Genomic DNA, 13,004 nt, shown 5'->3' on the forward strand with positions numbered 1-13,004 from the left:
TGATCGTGGCGGGTTGATCTCTCAGGTCGCTCAGACCAAGGAAGCCATCAGCGAAAAACGTGTGCAGATCCTACAGCTGGACGAAGAGTTTTTGGAAAAGGTCCTATCCGACCTGCAAAACATCCGCTCACAGATTGCCGAGCTGGAAGAGCAGGAAGTGGCTGCGCAAGATCGCCTGAAGCGCATCGATATCCGCGCCCCGCAATCCGGGTATGTGCACCAGCTCAACGTTCATACCGTTGGCGGCGTAATCGCACCGGGTGATACCCTTATGCTGGTGGTGCCGGAAGACAGTGACCTGGTGATTGAAAGCCGTGTTCAACCGGTTGATGTGGACCAGCTGCAAGTGGGACAGGACGCCTATGTACGCCTTGCCGCCTTCGACCAGCGTACCACACCAGAGCTGGGTGCAGCTGTGCTCAACGTCTCCCCAGATCTGACCCGCGATGAGGTCACCGGCGAGCCGTTCTATCTGGCACGTCTGAAGATCCTGGAGAGCGAAATGCCAAAGCTGAATGGCCAGACCCTCGTCCCCGGCATGCCCGTCGAAGGCTTCATCCAAACCGGCGAACGCACCGTCCTCTCCTACTTCATAAAACCAATGCAAGACCAAATCGCGCACGCGCTCAAAGAGAAGTGAGGAGAGACGGCATTGAATAGTTAAATTAGCCATTGCCTACTCCAGCTAGTGTCCCAGCCATTGCAGGTGATGGCCGTCTTTCTTGGCTTAAATGGGGTTCCGCTCATACTCTAAGCCTGATGAAAATACCCGCAATCAGAAATAGTAGGAGTAAAAGAACGGTGCGGCTCCGACGCTACGTTGAATGTCAGGTATTGGTCACTAAGCGCCATACTGCATCCGCAAACCTCTACGCTCTGTTCATTGGCTGCCTTGGGTTCTCCCAAACACAAAAAGACCGAAAGCCCCGAGCCTTCGGTCTTTTTCAGTCGTGGGTACCGCTGGTTACTCTGCTGCGTCGTGTTTTATGACGCCGCGTTGGATTTGGTCTTCTTCTATGCTCTCAAAGAGGGCGCGGAAGTTGCCTTCGCCGAAGCCTTCGTCGCCTTTGCGTTGGATGAACTCGAAGAAGATTGGGCCGATGACGGTTTTGGAGAAGATCTGTAGCAGGATCTTTGTCATGCCGCCGCCAATGACACCTTCGCCATCAATGAGGATGCCGTGTTTGGCCATGCGGTTGAGTGGCTCGGTGTGGCCGTGCACACGTTCGGCGCTGCGGTCGTAATAGGTCTGTGGTGGGCCGGGCATGAATTTGAGGCCATCATCTGCCAGTTTGTCGGTGGCTTCATAGATGTCGTCGGTGCCCACAGCGATGTGCTGGATGCCTTCGCCTTTGTACTTCTTCAGGTACTCTTCGATCTGGCTGGTATCGTCCTTTGACTCGTTCAGCGGAATGCGAATTTTGCCACATGGGGATGTGATCGCGCGGCTGACGAGGCCGGTGATACGGCCATCAATGTCGAAGAAGTGGATCTGCTTGAAGTTGAAGAGCTCGCGGTAAAACGTCCACCACTTGTCCATGTTGCCGCGATAGACGTTGTGGGTCAGGTGGTCGAGGTAATAGAAGCTCTTGCCCGTTGGTTTGGGGTCTGCTTTGCCCAGCCAGTCGAACTCTTGTGAGTACGCAGAGCCTTTGTCACCGTACTTATCGATGAAGTAGAGCAGGGAGCCGCCGATGCCTTTGATTGCGGGTGCATCAAGGGTTTTGTCGGAGCCGGTGTAAGGCTCTGCGCCGCGACTGACTGCATGCTCAAAGGTCTGCTGTGCATCAACAACGCGCCATGCCATGGACGGGGCGCATGGGCCGTGCTCGTCAATGAAGCGGGAGGCGAAGCTGTTTGGCTCGGCGTTGAGGATGTAGTTCACATCGCCCTGACGGTAGAGCGTGATGTTCTTGCTCTTGTGCTTTGCAACAGGTGCAAAGCCCATGCGGCGGAAGAGGACGTCCAGCTTTTCCGGCTCTGGGTGGGCAAATTCAACGAACTCGAAGCCGTCGGTGCCAGCAGGGTTTTCTGCTGTAATCTCAGCTGGTCCTGCATCATGCGGAAATGGGCCCATTTGTTCCTCCTCAAACAAGGCAATTGCAATTTGGAACTATTCTGAAATATCTGTGGCGCGACAGGTTTGCATTCTTACGTAAAATCACGCAGTATATGCACAAATTGTGCGTCATATATTGATTTGGTGCGAATGATGATTGAGCTAGACCAGTTTGACCTTAAGTTACTTGCAGCGCTGCAGGAAGACGCCAGCCAGACCAATCAGGAGTTGGGGGAGGTGATTCACCTTTCTGCCTCTCAGGTCTCGCGTCGGCGGACACGGTTGGAGCAGGAGCGGGTGATCCGCCGATACAAGGCTGATCTTTCGCCGGAGTATCTGGGGCTGGATGTGATGGCGTTTGTTGGGGTGGCGCTGGCCACGCACAACAAGGAGAACGCCAGGTTGTTTCGTGATCTGGTGCGCACTATCCCCAGCGTGCAGGAAGCCTACGCTATGACGGGGGACATGGATTACATGCTCAAGATCCGGGTGAAAGATTTGAAGGCCTTGAGTGAGGTGATCAACAATGATCTGCTGCCTCATGAGGCGGTGCAGAACGTACGCAGCTCGATCGCGATGGATACGCTGAGGGACGACAATCATTTGCCGCTTGGGCAGTAGACAGGCTCTCAAACATTACAATTTTGTCAGGTTGTGTTTTTGCGGGATTGGGCATCTTGAAGTGAAAACTTTGGGTTCCCATCTCCATAGAGATTTGACGGGTAACGTCCAAAAGCAAAGGGATAGGTTTACAGATGTTCGACAGCAAGGCACTTCTTGATCAGTTCTTGGGTTCCAACGGTGGCAATCAGGCCCGTGGTGCTTTGGACAAAGGGCAGTCGTACATCAAAAACAATGCCGGCGGACTTGCTGGCGGTGCCGTTGCTGGTGGATTGGCCGGATACCTTCTTGGCAGCAAGAAGGGCAAGAAGCTTGGCAAAAAGGCCGTGAAATACGGTGGCATGGCGCTGGTTGGTGGCCTTGCCTACAAAGCATTCCAGACATGGCAAGACGGTAAGAACAATGGCGGCGGCGGTGCAGCTGCGCCTCATGGTTCTGCGCAGACGCAAGCTCAGGCGGCTCCCGCAACTGTTGTGCCTGTGCCGGAACCGCTCGCCCTGCCGGACCCGACTGGCACTGCGTTTGACCCGGATGCAGGGAATGGTGATGCCAAAGAGTTTGCTATGGCGCTGATCGTTGCGATGATCCAGGCAGCCAAGGCAGATGGCACTGTGGACGGTGATGAGATGCAGCGCATCTTTGAAAAGCTGGATGAGCTGGGTCTGGGCGCTGAAGAAAAAGCGTTCGTTTTGGATGAGATGCGCGCGCCGTTGGACATTGACCGTGTGGTGGCGTTTGCGACCTGTCCGGAAACGGCTGCTGAGATTTACACCGCATCACGCCTTGCCATTGATCCGAACCTACCTGCCGAGCAGGCCTATCTGATGATGCTTGCCGCACGGCTGGAGCTGGATAGCGGTTTGGTTACGGAGTTGGACAAGGCGATTGCGGCGGCTCAAGCGCAGGCCTGAATGCGCTGATATTTGAATTGCTCGCAAATCGGGTGGTTACGGTTTGCGGAAGGCCATAGGTTGCTCCCAACTTGAGGAGTGACCTATGGCTTTTTTTATTTCCGGATTGAAATCCAACGAGTTTGACGCGCTGAACGGCCTGAGCGAAGAACAACTGGCAGAGCGTAATGTGGTTGTTTATGTGGCTGATGAGAAGCCGGGCTTTCCGTGCCGTGTCACACTGGATGATGCCGAGGTTGGGGAGCGGGTGTTTTTACTGAACTATGCCTACCAGCCCAATGACACGCCCTACAAAGCGTCCCATGCGATTTTTGTGCGCGAGAATGCAGCGGATGCAATGCCCTATGAGAATGAGGTTCCGGTGTCGCTGTCCTCGCGGTTGTTGTCACTGCGCGGGTTTGATGCAAACCACATGATGATTGAAGCGGATATCGCGCAAGGGTCTGACATCAAACCGATGCTGGAGAGCTTCTTTGAGAACCCGGATGTCTCTTATATTCAAATGCATTATGCGCGGCGCGGGTGTTTTGCGGCGGTGGCTCATCGTGGGTGATCTAAACATATCTTACTAGTGCAAACCTCCCGCTCAGTTTCTATCCTAGGCAGCATCGAGACTTAGGGCTTGGGAGGGCCGGCATGCGCGCATTGGGAACCTGGGATTACATCGTGGTTGGGGCTGGCTCAGCGGGCTGTGTTGTTGCAAACCGACTTTCTCAGGACCCGGATGTGAAGGTGCTGCTGCTGGAAGCTGGTGGGAACGATAAACATCCCTGGGTGCATATCCCTGTCGGCTATCTGTACTGCATGGGCAATCCGCGTATGGACTGGGGTTTCCAGACCGAGGCCGAGCCGGGGTTGAATGGCCGCAAGCTGAACTATCCGCGCGGCAAACTGTTGGGCGGGTGCTCTTCCATCAACGGCATGCTGTATCTGCGCGGACAGGCGCAGGATTATGACAACTGGCGCCAGCTGGGTCTGACTGGCTGGGGCTGGGATGATGTGCTGCCGTACTTCCTGAAGTCAGAGGATCATTATGCCGGATCTTCCAAGGTGCATGGGGAAGGTGGTGAATGGCGCGTTGAAGAGCAGCGTTTGTCGTGGCCGATCCTTGACCGTTTCCGTGATGCTTGCGAGGAAGTGGGCATTCCGAAAATTGACGACTTCAACGGCGGTGACAACTTCGGCTCCTCCTATTTTCAGGTGAACCAGCGTAAGGGCGTGCGTTGGAGTACGTCCAAGGGGTTTTTGAAGCCTGCTGAGAACAGAGGAAACCTGAAGGTTCTGACGAATGCACAGGCGACTGCGCTCGTGTTTGGCGGGCGCCGCGCGACTGGTGTTTGCATGATGGTGAACGGCGAAATGACTTCTGCTGCCTGTACAGGAGAGATTATCCTGAGTGCAGGGGCCATTGGATCGCCGCAAATTCTGGAATTGTCCGGCATTGGGTCTGGTGAGCGATTGACCCAGCATGGAATCGATATGGTGCTCGATCAGCCTCAGGTAGGCGAGAACCTGCAGGACCATCTGCAGATCCGCAGCATCTATAAGGTTCAAAACACTGTTACGCTGAACCAGCGAGCCAACTCGTTGATTGGCAAAGCGAAGATAGCGGCTGAGTATGCGCTGAGCCGGTCTGGTCCAATGTCCATGGCGCCCAGTCAGCTTGGGGTGTTTACGCGCTCTGACAGCTCTTATGAAACGCCGAATATCGAGTATCACATTCAGCCGTTGTCGCTGGATAAGTTTGGCGATCCGCTGCATGAGTTTCCAGCGATTACGGCGAGTGTTTGTAATTTACGGCCAGAGTCTCGCGGCAGTGTTCATATAGGGTCCGGCAATGCAATTGCACATCCGAAGATCCAGCCGAACTATCTTTCTGCCGAGAGTGATCGCCGCGTGGCGGCAGACAGTTTGCGCCTGACACGGACAATCATGGAAACCAAGGCGATGGCCGAGTTTTCGCCGGAGGAGTACCTACCAGGTGCGCATGTCGTCAGTGATGAAGACCTTGCCATTGCAGCGGGGGACATCGGCACCACCATCTTCCATCCTGTGGGGACGTGTTCCATGGGGGCGGTGGTTGATGAGCGACTTAAGGTGAAAGGCGTTGAGGGCCTGCGCGTTGTTGACGCTTCCATCATGCCTCGCATCGTCTCCGGCAACACCAATTCTCCGACAATTATGATTGCGGAGAAGGCATCGGATATGATCCGTGAGGACCGGAAGAACGCGGTGGTTGCCTGTTAGAGAGTTCACTGGAATGGAGAGGTCTGGATTTGTTGAAACTTGACCACATAACCGTCATTGCACCAACCTTGAATGAGGGTGTGTCCCATGTTCGGAGTTGTCTTGATCTGGATGTACCGTTTGGGACGCGCCACACCTATATGGGGACGCATAATCACAGGCTCCAGCTTGGAGAGAGTGTTTATCTGGAGATAGTCGCGCTTGATCCGAATGGAGTTAAGCCGCCTCGTGCACGATGGTTTGGCCTTGATGATCAGGAAAAAGTGCGAGCGGACTGGGAGGAAGGCCGACGTCTTCGGGGCTGGGTCGCAAGTTCGGAAGATATCGGCGGAATTTCATCCAAATACACTGGGATCTTTGGTGATGAAGTTTCGCTTCCTTTTGTCGATCCTGAATTTGCATTTTCGATCCCCAAGGATGGTTCCCTGCCGCTAGATGGGGCTTTGCCTTCGCTGATTGACCACCGAGGCGTGCCAACTTCCATGTCGAAAATCCCAGATATGGGTGCACGACTGCATAGTCTGACAGTAGAGCATTCTGATCCAACTAAGATCGAAAGGCTCTACAACGAATTTGCCTTAGACCGTCCACCGTTGGTCACTGAAGGGCCAAAAGTGCGTTATCGGGCGCAAATCGAGACGTCTACTGGTGTTAAAGAGCTGAGTTAGCAAACAAAGGAGAAGCTGCCGGTGTTTTGGTCTCCATTGGTTTTGTGCAGTGGGAGAGATCAGCCCCAAGGTGTAAGGACCAGAAGAATGTGGCGGCGGCTTAGATGTGGTCTGATTGGGCCCTGTGGTTACTTGCATTCTTTTTCGCGCTCGAAGTAATCGCGCAGCAAGCCTACTCGTTTGGGGCGGAAGGATTCTTCCAGGAAATCGACTGACTGGATCCGGTCCAGCCGGAACATGCGGAAATCTTCTCGTAAACAACACCAGGAGATCAGAGCCTGCACTTCGCTGAAGAAGTAGATGGTGAGCGGCCAGACTTTGCGTTTTGACAGGCGGTCTTTCAGGTCCAGATAGTTCAGAGACACCACCTGTTCATTCCAGATTGCTTCGCGAAGGCCGGGGAAGTCTGCCTCAGATGTGGGCGTGTTGCGCAAAATGTGGCTGCCGACGGTTGCATGCCGCAATCGCTGGCGCATGCTTTGCGGAAGGCTTGCTTCCAACTTCACCAAAGCATTTTGTGCTGCATACGTGAATTCTATGTTGCCGAGTTTGGCGACGGTATGCAGGCCAAGAGCCAGCGCTTCCACCTCATCAGCTTCAAAATGCATAGGCGGCAAGGAGGGGTCTTCTGTCAGCGTAAAGCCAAAGCCTGCTTCTCCATCGATGATTGCGCCGGAGGACCGAAGGCTTTGAATGTCTCGGTAGATGCTGCGCTGGGAGACTTCCATTTCCAAAGCCAGCCTTGATGCCGTCACTGGTGAGGGCAATCGCCGTAAGACTTGCATCAGGCGAATTAAGCGGTCAGAGCGGCTCACGAACAGTCTCCAGATTCAACATGTCTACGCATGATTGAGTTTAAGTATAACCATGCTGACAAGAATTGTCAGGAGCTCTTTCGTATTTAGGTGCAGCACAGAGCTAACACATCAAGTTCCAGGAAACTGGCCATGGAGACGGGCATGTCGCACCTAAAGAATATTTTTGTAATTGGAGGACTCCTCGCAATGTCTACTAGTTTTTCAACCAGCACTTCAGCCGCTGAAACTGCGGATAAACTTAGTATCGTCAATCCCCAGAGCCTTTATGATCCATCTGCTCATGGCTACAGCGTATCCGTGGTTGCGCCAGCTGGTGCACGGGTTGCTTATGTTTCCGGGCAAGGTGGGGCCGACGATAAAGGCGCTTATTCGCCAGAGTTTTCGGTACAGGTTAAACAGGCTTATGCCAATTTGAAAAAGGTGCTTGATGCGCTTGATGCCACACCAGCTCAGGTTGCCAAGCTCACCGTTTATGTGGTGGACCATGATCCGTCAAAGCTTGGCGTGCTGACACAGAATGTCATGGAGATGTTTGGAGAAACGCTGCCGGCACAAACGCTGGTTCCTGTTCCTAAGCTGGCAATTGACCCGATGCTGTTTGAAGTGGAAGCGGTTGTTATTCTTCCATAGTTTTTGCCAGGCACGCGTTTCCTCTGGGATGCGCGAGCAGCTGCGATGAAGCTCTCTTATTCCTCTCAGAGCAGTCCCTAACTGAAGCGTTTAATGATGCCTTTGCAGAAGTTGAGGCATCATTGCCGGAGCCGAGGAACCGAACGCCAGCAGTAAAGGTCTCTGAGCATGCATGATGTGATTGTGGTTGGGGGGAGTTATGCCGGAATGGCGGCTGCTTTGCAGCTGGTGCGGACTCGCAGGTCTGTTCTGGTGATTGATGCTGGTGAGAGGCGAAATCGATTTGCCGAGCATGCCTATGGCTTTCTGGGGCAGGATGGTGTGCCACCTTATGAGATTTGGAGGCAGGCGCAGCGGCAGCTTGAGGCTTATCCTAATCTGGGCTGGCATCACGGAACGGTTCAGGAGTTCTCTGGTGAGATTGGTGCGTTTTGCGTGCGTACGGACAAAGGCGAGGCTTTCGCTGCGCATCGTATTTTGCTTGCAACGGGAGTTCGTGATGAACTGCCCGATATTCCGGGTTTGGCAGAGCGTTGGGGCAAGTCGGTTTTGCATTGCCCGTATTGCCATGGTTATGAGTTGAACAATGAGCCAATCGCTGTGATTGCCTTTAATCCCGTCTCACTGCATCAAGCTGAGATTATGCCGGAATGGGGGGCGACGACCTTCTTCACGAATGGTGCGTCTTCACTGGAAGATGAGCAACGCGCACATCTGCTTCGTAGAGGCGTTACTCTCAACGATATTGAGATCAGCCGTATTGAGGGCACTGCCGATATTGTGCTTGAGGATGGTCGTAAACTTGAGTTCTCCGCTATCTTCGTTGTTTCCAACACATATCCGTCTAACTCACTTGCTCAATCTGCTGGTTGTGCGTTGGAGGACCATTCCATGGGGCAACAGCTTGTGACCTCTGAGTTCAAGGAGACGACTGTGCGCGGTGTTTTTGCCTGTGGTGACGTTGCCCGTGTGCCGCACTCCGTCTCATTTGCTGTTGGAGATGGTGTTTGGGCCGGAATGCAGGTGCACCGGTCATTGATCGATCCGCAGATGTCGGGCGTCTGAGTGAAGCTTAATGTTTTGACGCCATTGCGTCTTCCCAGCCCTTGATGAGCGCTTTGCGACGTCCGGGGTATTTATCGGGCTGAACTTCCATGGAGTGAACCCTGTCTGTTCGAAAATGCCGGTAATCCTCTCTGGTTTCGCACCAGGCGACGATGTAACGGGCTTTGTTCAGGTAGGCGATGAGCAGAGGCCAGATGATGCGCGTGGTTGGTTTATCGCTGCCGTCCTTATAGGTGAGTTGCAGCTTGGTGTGGTCTCGAATAGCGCGCCGCAGAATGACACCATCGAACCGCTCAATGGCGACTGGTGTTGTTGCGATGGGTTTGAGGCCAGCATCCAAAATTATCGGGCGCAGCTCTGGTGGTACGGCAGCAGACAATTTGGCCACTAAATCTCTTGCAGAGCGCGCAAGGGCTGGGTCTGCTTGTGTTGCGACCCATGCGGCCCCAAGAGCGGCTGCTTCCAACTCATCTGCGGTCAGCATTAATGGTGGCATGTCGTAGCCATCATCCAGAACATAGCCGGTTCCGGCTTCTCCGGTGATAGGCACCCGCTGGGCCATGAGCTCTGCCATGTCACGGTACAACGTGCGTAGAGAGATTTCGAGTTCGTCTGCAAGAGCACGTCCTGTCACAGGAGACCGGCTTGACCGCAAAATCTGGATGATGTGGAAAAGGCGGTCCGTACGACGCATTGTGAGCTCCTGCTGTCATGCTGCTGCCATAACGGTGTCAGCAGCGCCACTGTATCAATGGTTCAGTACCAAGCAAGATGTTTGAGATGACTGAGGAGAAACCGATGATACGCTGCGAAAGAACGATGGTGATTGATGCCAGTCCGGAAGCAATTTGGAATGTGATTGGCCGGTACATGGACCTTGATGAGTTTGCCCCCCTTGTGAAGTCTGTTGAGGCGTTGACCGAAGGGGCTGATGGCGTTGGTTCTGTGCGGCGTTGCCACTTTGAGAATGGCACCTTCATCGATGAGGAAGTGATGGAATGGGAGCCTAATCACAGAATGCGGGTGCGTCTCTCTTCTATGGAGGCTTTACCGCTGAAGGAAGCGCAAGCAGAGATTTGCATCAAGTCTTATGCCGGTGGGAAATCCCAGATCATCTGGTATCTGGAGTATCGTATGAAGTACGGGCCGTTAGGGTGGTTGTTGGGCCAAACGCTCGTGAAAAGCGGGACGGGTAAGGTTATTGATGGCAACCTGAAAGGACTTGCCGAGAAGGTGAAATCCCCCCGTGCAATCGCAGCGTAAAGCATCGAGCGTATCTTATTTTGGAAACCGGATTCCAGTTTCTCGGGATACGCTCCAGAAAGAAAGATGCTTGACGAAACCCACGTGGGCCTTGATATGAGTCAGTGGTTCGGGTGGGTTAGGTCCTTATAGTTCAAGCCGGACTCGCGAAATGGAGTATTCTGGCTGTGACTGGTTTCTGGCGTTTTCTTTCTGCTGCTGTTGTAAGCCTCGCGCTGGTTGTTGGCGGTGGGGCTGCATCGTTTGCGCAGGAGCCGGAGCGTATTCTGGTGTTTGCAGCTTCCAGCCTGAAAGATGTGTTGGAAGATGCCGGTGCGCAGTTTGATCAGACCCACAACACCAAGACCGAATTTTCCTTTGGTGGTTCGCAGACCATAACACGCCATGTTGTTGCCGGTGCGCCTGCTGATTTGCTGGTGACAGCGGATGATGCGTGGATGGCGTATGCGGTGAAGAATGGTGTGCTGGTGGAGGGCAGTGTTGTGGAGTTGGCCTCCAACGGGCTTGTGCTGGTTGGTTCTGAAGCGATGGGCGCTGAGGCGGTTGAGCTGAAGCCGCAAGCGTTGCAAGCTGCATTGGCGGATGGGCGTTTGGCGATGGGGGAGCCGGAGACAGTGCCTGCCGGGCGCTATGGCAAAGAGGCGCTGATTAATCTCGGTTTGTGGGAGAGTGTTGCTCAGCGTGTGGCACCGATGGAGAATGTACGCATTGCTCTGGCCGCTGCTGCACGGGGGGAAGTGCCTTTGGCACTGGTCTACTCTTCTGACGCAAAAGTGGAACATGGTGTGCGGGTGCTTGCGGAAATACCGCAGGACAGTCATCGTGCTATTGTGATTCCGGGAGCCTTGACCTTAACGCACTCCAAGAGTAGCGGAGAGTTCATGGCGTTTTTGAAGAGTGCTGAGGGGCGCAAGATCTTTCAGGCTCATGGTTTCAAAGTGAGCGGCGATTGAGCTTTTATCTGACGGATGCAGAATGGGCAGCTATCCAGCTGTCGCTGCAGGTTGCGAGCCTCGCAATTGCGATTGCGCTGCCGCCTGCGGTTCTGCTCGGCTATGCTCTCGCCCGCTGGAAGTTTCCCGGATACACGCTGGTGAATGCCCTCGTGCATTTGCCGATTGTGCTGCCGCCTGTGGTGACAGGTTATGTGCTGCTGGTGCTGTTTGGGCGGCAAGGCATGTTGGGCAGCTTTTTCGCGGATGTATTCGGCATTGTGTTTGCCTTCCGCTGGACAGGAGCGGCGCTGGCGGCGGGGATTATGGCGTTTCCGCTGATCATTCGGCCTGTAAAGCTATCCTTTGAGTCGTCTGATGGACAGCTGGAAGAAGCGGCGCATTCGCTGGGCACGTCTCGACTTAAAACCTTTTTGCTGATTACGCTGCCATTGGCGTTGCCGGGAATTTTGAGTGGAGCGATCCTTGGATTTGCCAAGGCTATGGGTGAATTTGGGGCGACGATCACGTTTGTTTCCAACATTCCCGGTGAGACGCGCACACTGTCGCTGGCGCTTTATACGGAGATGCAGAGCCTTTCCGGTGATGCGGGAGCGATCCGTCTGACGGTGATTGCGGTTGTGGTTTCCATCGGTGCTTTGGTGTTCTCCGAGGTGATCTCGCGGCGGCTTTCCCGCAAGTTGGGAGGTCAGCATGATTGAGGTTGATGTTTCCAGCCGGCTGGGTGACTTCTCACTTTCTGCCAAGTTTGCGGTGAACAGCGGGATCACGGCGATCTTCGGCAAGTCTGGTGCTGGTAAATCCTCGCTGATCCGTATGATCGCAGGGCTGTCTGCTCCAGATAGCGGACGCATTGCGCTGGGCGAACGGGTTGTGTTTGATCGCGCGGCTTCCATCAGTGTGCCAATCCAGCAGCGCGGTGTGGGCATGGTGTTTCAGGATTCCCGTTTGTTTCCGCATATGAATGTGGAGCGGAACCTGCTTTACAGCCAGTGGGCGGCGGGGCGTAAGTCTGCCGTTGGTCTGGATGAGATTGCAGAGCTGCTGGGGATCTCTCACTTGCTGAAGCGCCGGCCTCATGGGCTTTCCGGCGGCGAAAAGCAGCGGGTGGCGATTGGGCGGGCGTTGCTTTCCAATCCGCAGCTGCTTGTGCTGGATGAGCCGCTGGCCTCGCTGGATGCTTCGCGTAAAGCGGAGATCCTGCCGTATCTTCTTAAGCTGAAGAACGAGTTCGGCATTCCTATGCTGTATGTGAGCCATAGCCTTGGTGAGATTGAGCAACTGGCGGATACGCTGGTGCTGCTGGACGCTGGCAATGTGGTTGCGCATGGGCCGATTGCGCAGATGCTGAGCAATCTGGAACTGCCGCAGTTGGCGAGTGGGCCGGACGCGGGCTCGCTGCTGTTTGCCACGCTGAACCATTACGATGAGCAATGGCAGATCACCGAGTTTGGTTTGGAAGGGCAGACATTGCAGCTTCCGGGGCAGTTGGGGAACGTGGGGCAGGATGTGCGTGTTCGTATCAAGGCCAAGGACGTTGCTCTTGCGCGTAAAGCGCCAGATGAAGCTTCCATCCGCAATGTACTTTCTGTCGTGATTGAAGGCATTACGGAGACCTCCGGCCCATATGCCGAGGTGGACTGCCGTGTTGGAGAGCAGCATTTGCGGGCGCGGCTGACACGCCATTCTGTGCATGAGTTGCAGTTGGCTGCCGGACAACAGGTATTTGCTTTGATCAAAAGTGTTGCGCTAGACCAGTGAACGAACAC

15 protein-coding genes are annotated in these 13,004 nt (G+C 54.4%); 12 read left to right on the forward strand and 3 right to left on the reverse strand.

Features of this window, described 5'->3' with window-relative positions:
• The coding region (locus tag PsW74_RS22670; RefSeq protein ID WP_153042458.1) for an HlyD family type I secretion periplasmic adaptor subunit at nt 1-640 on the forward strand (640 nt) is incomplete at its 5' end.
• Between the two features lie 324 nt (nt 641-964).
• Here the strand turns inward: PsW74_RS22670 and hppD are convergent.
• Nucleotides 965-2,077 carry a 4-hydroxyphenylpyruvate dioxygenase gene (gene hppD, locus PsW74_RS22675; RefSeq protein WP_063290393.1) on the reverse strand — a complete coding sequence of 371 codons (1,113 nt, stop codon included), beginning with the start codon at nt 2,075-2,077 and terminating at the stop codon, nt 965-967.
• A gap of 135 nt (nt 2,078-2,212) precedes the next feature.
• On the opposite strand from hppD, the gene PsW74_RS22680 reads away from it, so the two are divergent.
• From PsW74_RS22680 to PsW74_RS22700, 5 genes are all read left to right on the forward strand, one after another.
• The gene (locus PsW74_RS22680) at nt 2,213-2,680 is read left to right on the forward strand and encodes an Lrp/AsnC family transcriptional regulator (protein WP_008551672.1); all 468 of its coding nucleotides are present in this window, start codon (nt 2,213-2,215) and stop codon (nt 2,678-2,680) included.
• Nucleotides 2,681-2,814: 134 nt separating this feature from the next.
• Complete coding sequence (locus PsW74_RS22685; RefSeq protein WP_063290392.1) at nt 2,815-3,591, forward strand: tellurite resistance TerB family protein; 777 nt, start codon at nt 2,815-2,817, stop codon at nt 3,589-3,591.
• An 85-nt stretch (nt 3,592-3,676) separates the two neighbouring features.
• Nucleotides 3,677-4,144 carry a DUF1203 domain-containing protein gene (locus PsW74_RS22690; RefSeq protein WP_063290391.1) on the forward strand — a complete coding sequence of 156 codons (468 nt, stop codon included), beginning with the start codon at nt 3,677-3,679 and terminating at the stop codon, nt 4,142-4,144.
• Between the two features lie 83 nt (nt 4,145-4,227).
• Entirely contained in the window at nt 4,228-5,838 is a 1,611-nt protein-coding gene (locus PsW74_RS22695; RefSeq protein WP_063290390.1) for a GMC family oxidoreductase N-terminal domain-containing protein, read from the forward strand.
• 29 nt (nt 5,839-5,867) lie between these two features.
• Nucleotides 5,868-6,506 carry a VOC family protein gene (locus PsW74_RS22700; protein ID WP_063290389.1) on the forward strand — a complete coding sequence of 213 codons (639 nt, stop codon included), beginning with the start codon at nt 5,868-5,870 and terminating at the stop codon, nt 6,504-6,506.
• A gap of 128 nt (nt 6,507-6,634) precedes the next feature.
• Here the strand turns inward: PsW74_RS22700 and PsW74_RS22705 are convergent, their stop codons facing one another.
• Nucleotides 6,635-7,321, reverse strand: a complete 687-nt coding sequence (locus PsW74_RS22705; RefSeq protein WP_082830686.1) for a YafY family protein — start codon at nt 7,319-7,321, stop codon at nt 6,635-6,637.
• A gap of 144 nt (nt 7,322-7,465) precedes the next feature.
• On the opposite strand from PsW74_RS22705, the gene PsW74_RS22710 reads away from it, so the two are divergent.
• Together PsW74_RS22710 and PsW74_RS22715 are read left to right on the forward strand one after the other, a co-directional pair.
• The gene (locus PsW74_RS22710) at nt 7,466-7,954 is read left to right on the forward strand and encodes a RidA family protein (protein WP_063290432.1); all 489 of its coding nucleotides are present in this window, start codon (nt 7,466-7,468) and stop codon (nt 7,952-7,954) included.
• Nucleotides 7,955-8,122: 168 nt separating this feature from the next.
• Nucleotides 8,123-9,019, forward strand: coding sequence for an NAD(P)/FAD-dependent oxidoreductase (locus tag PsW74_RS22715; RefSeq protein ID WP_063290387.1), 897 nt, complete (start codon nt 8,123-8,125; stop codon nt 9,017-9,019).
• Nucleotides 9,020-9,026: 7 nt separating this feature from the next.
• Here the strand turns inward: PsW74_RS22715 and PsW74_RS22720 are convergent, their stop codons facing one another.
• Nucleotides 9,027-9,713 carry a YafY family protein gene (locus PsW74_RS22720; protein WP_057460823.1) on the reverse strand — a complete coding sequence of 229 codons (687 nt, stop codon included), beginning with the start codon at nt 9,711-9,713 and terminating at the stop codon, nt 9,027-9,029.
• Between the two features lie 104 nt (nt 9,714-9,817).
• On the opposite strand from PsW74_RS22720, the gene PsW74_RS22725 reads away from it, so the two are divergent.
• From PsW74_RS22725 to modC, 4 genes are all read left to right on the forward strand, one after another.
• Complete coding sequence (locus PsW74_RS22725; RefSeq protein WP_208988111.1) at nt 9,818-10,282, forward strand: SRPBCC family protein; 465 nt, start codon at nt 9,818-9,820, stop codon at nt 10,280-10,282.
• Nucleotides 10,283-10,449: 167 nt separating this feature from the next.
• Nucleotides 10,450-11,235, forward strand: coding sequence for a molybdate ABC transporter substrate-binding protein (modA, locus tag PsW74_RS22730; protein ID WP_063290385.1), 786 nt, complete (start codon nt 10,450-10,452; stop codon nt 11,233-11,235).
• Nucleotides 11,232-11,936, forward strand: a complete 705-nt coding sequence (gene modB, locus PsW74_RS22735; RefSeq protein WP_063290384.1) for a molybdate ABC transporter permease subunit — start codon at nt 11,232-11,234, stop codon at nt 11,934-11,936. The genes modA and modB overlap by 4 nt, the downstream gene beginning before the upstream one ends.
• A complete protein-coding gene (gene modC / locus PsW74_RS22740; protein ID WP_063290383.1) occupies nt 11,929-12,996 on the forward strand; it encodes a molybdenum ABC transporter ATP-binding protein in 1,068 nt (355 codons plus the stop codon). The genes modB and modC overlap by 8 nt, the downstream gene beginning before the upstream one ends.
• Nucleotides 12,997-13,004: the final 8 nt, after the last annotated feature.

The sequence above is a fragment of the Pseudovibrio sp. W74 genome, assembly GCF_001623085.1.
Taxonomy (GTDB): domain Bacteria; phylum Pseudomonadota; class Alphaproteobacteria; order Rhizobiales; family Stappiaceae; genus Pseudovibrio.

Coding starts and splice junctions, on each gene's coding strand:
- PsW74_RS22685 (WP_063290392.1), top strand. CDS start 2,815: ATGTTCGACAGCAAGGCACTTCTTGATCAGTTCTTGGGTTCCAACGGT.
- PsW74_RS22690 (WP_063290391.1), top strand. CDS start 3,677: ATGGCTTTTTTTATTTCCGGATTGAAATCCAACGAGTTTGACGCGCTG.
- PsW74_RS22710 (WP_063290432.1), top strand. CDS start 7,466: ATGTCGCACCTAAAGAATATTTTTGTAATTGGAGGACTCCTCGCAATG.
- PsW74_RS22680 (WP_008551672.1), top strand. CDS start 2,213: ATGATTGAGCTAGACCAGTTTGACCTTAAGTTACTTGCAGCGCTGCAG.
- PsW74_RS22695 (WP_063290390.1), top strand. CDS start 4,228: ATGCGCGCATTGGGAACCTGGGATTACATCGTGGTTGGGGCTGGCTCA.
- hppD (WP_063290393.1), bottom strand. CDS start 2,077: ATGGGCCCATTTCCGCATGATGCAGGACCAGCTGAGATTACAGCAGAA.
- PsW74_RS22725 (WP_208988111.1), top strand. CDS start 9,818: ATGATACGCTGCGAAAGAACGATGGTGATTGATGCCAGTCCGGAAGCA.
- modC (WP_063290383.1), top strand. CDS start 11,929: ATGATTGAGGTTGATGTTTCCAGCCGGCTGGGTGACTTCTCACTTTCT.
- PsW74_RS22720 (WP_057460823.1), bottom strand. CDS start 9,713: ATGCGTCGTACGGACCGCCTTTTCCACATCATCCAGATTTTGCGGTCA.
- PsW74_RS22715 (WP_063290387.1), top strand. CDS start 8,123: ATGCATGATGTGATTGTGGTTGGGGGGAGTTATGCCGGAATGGCGGCT.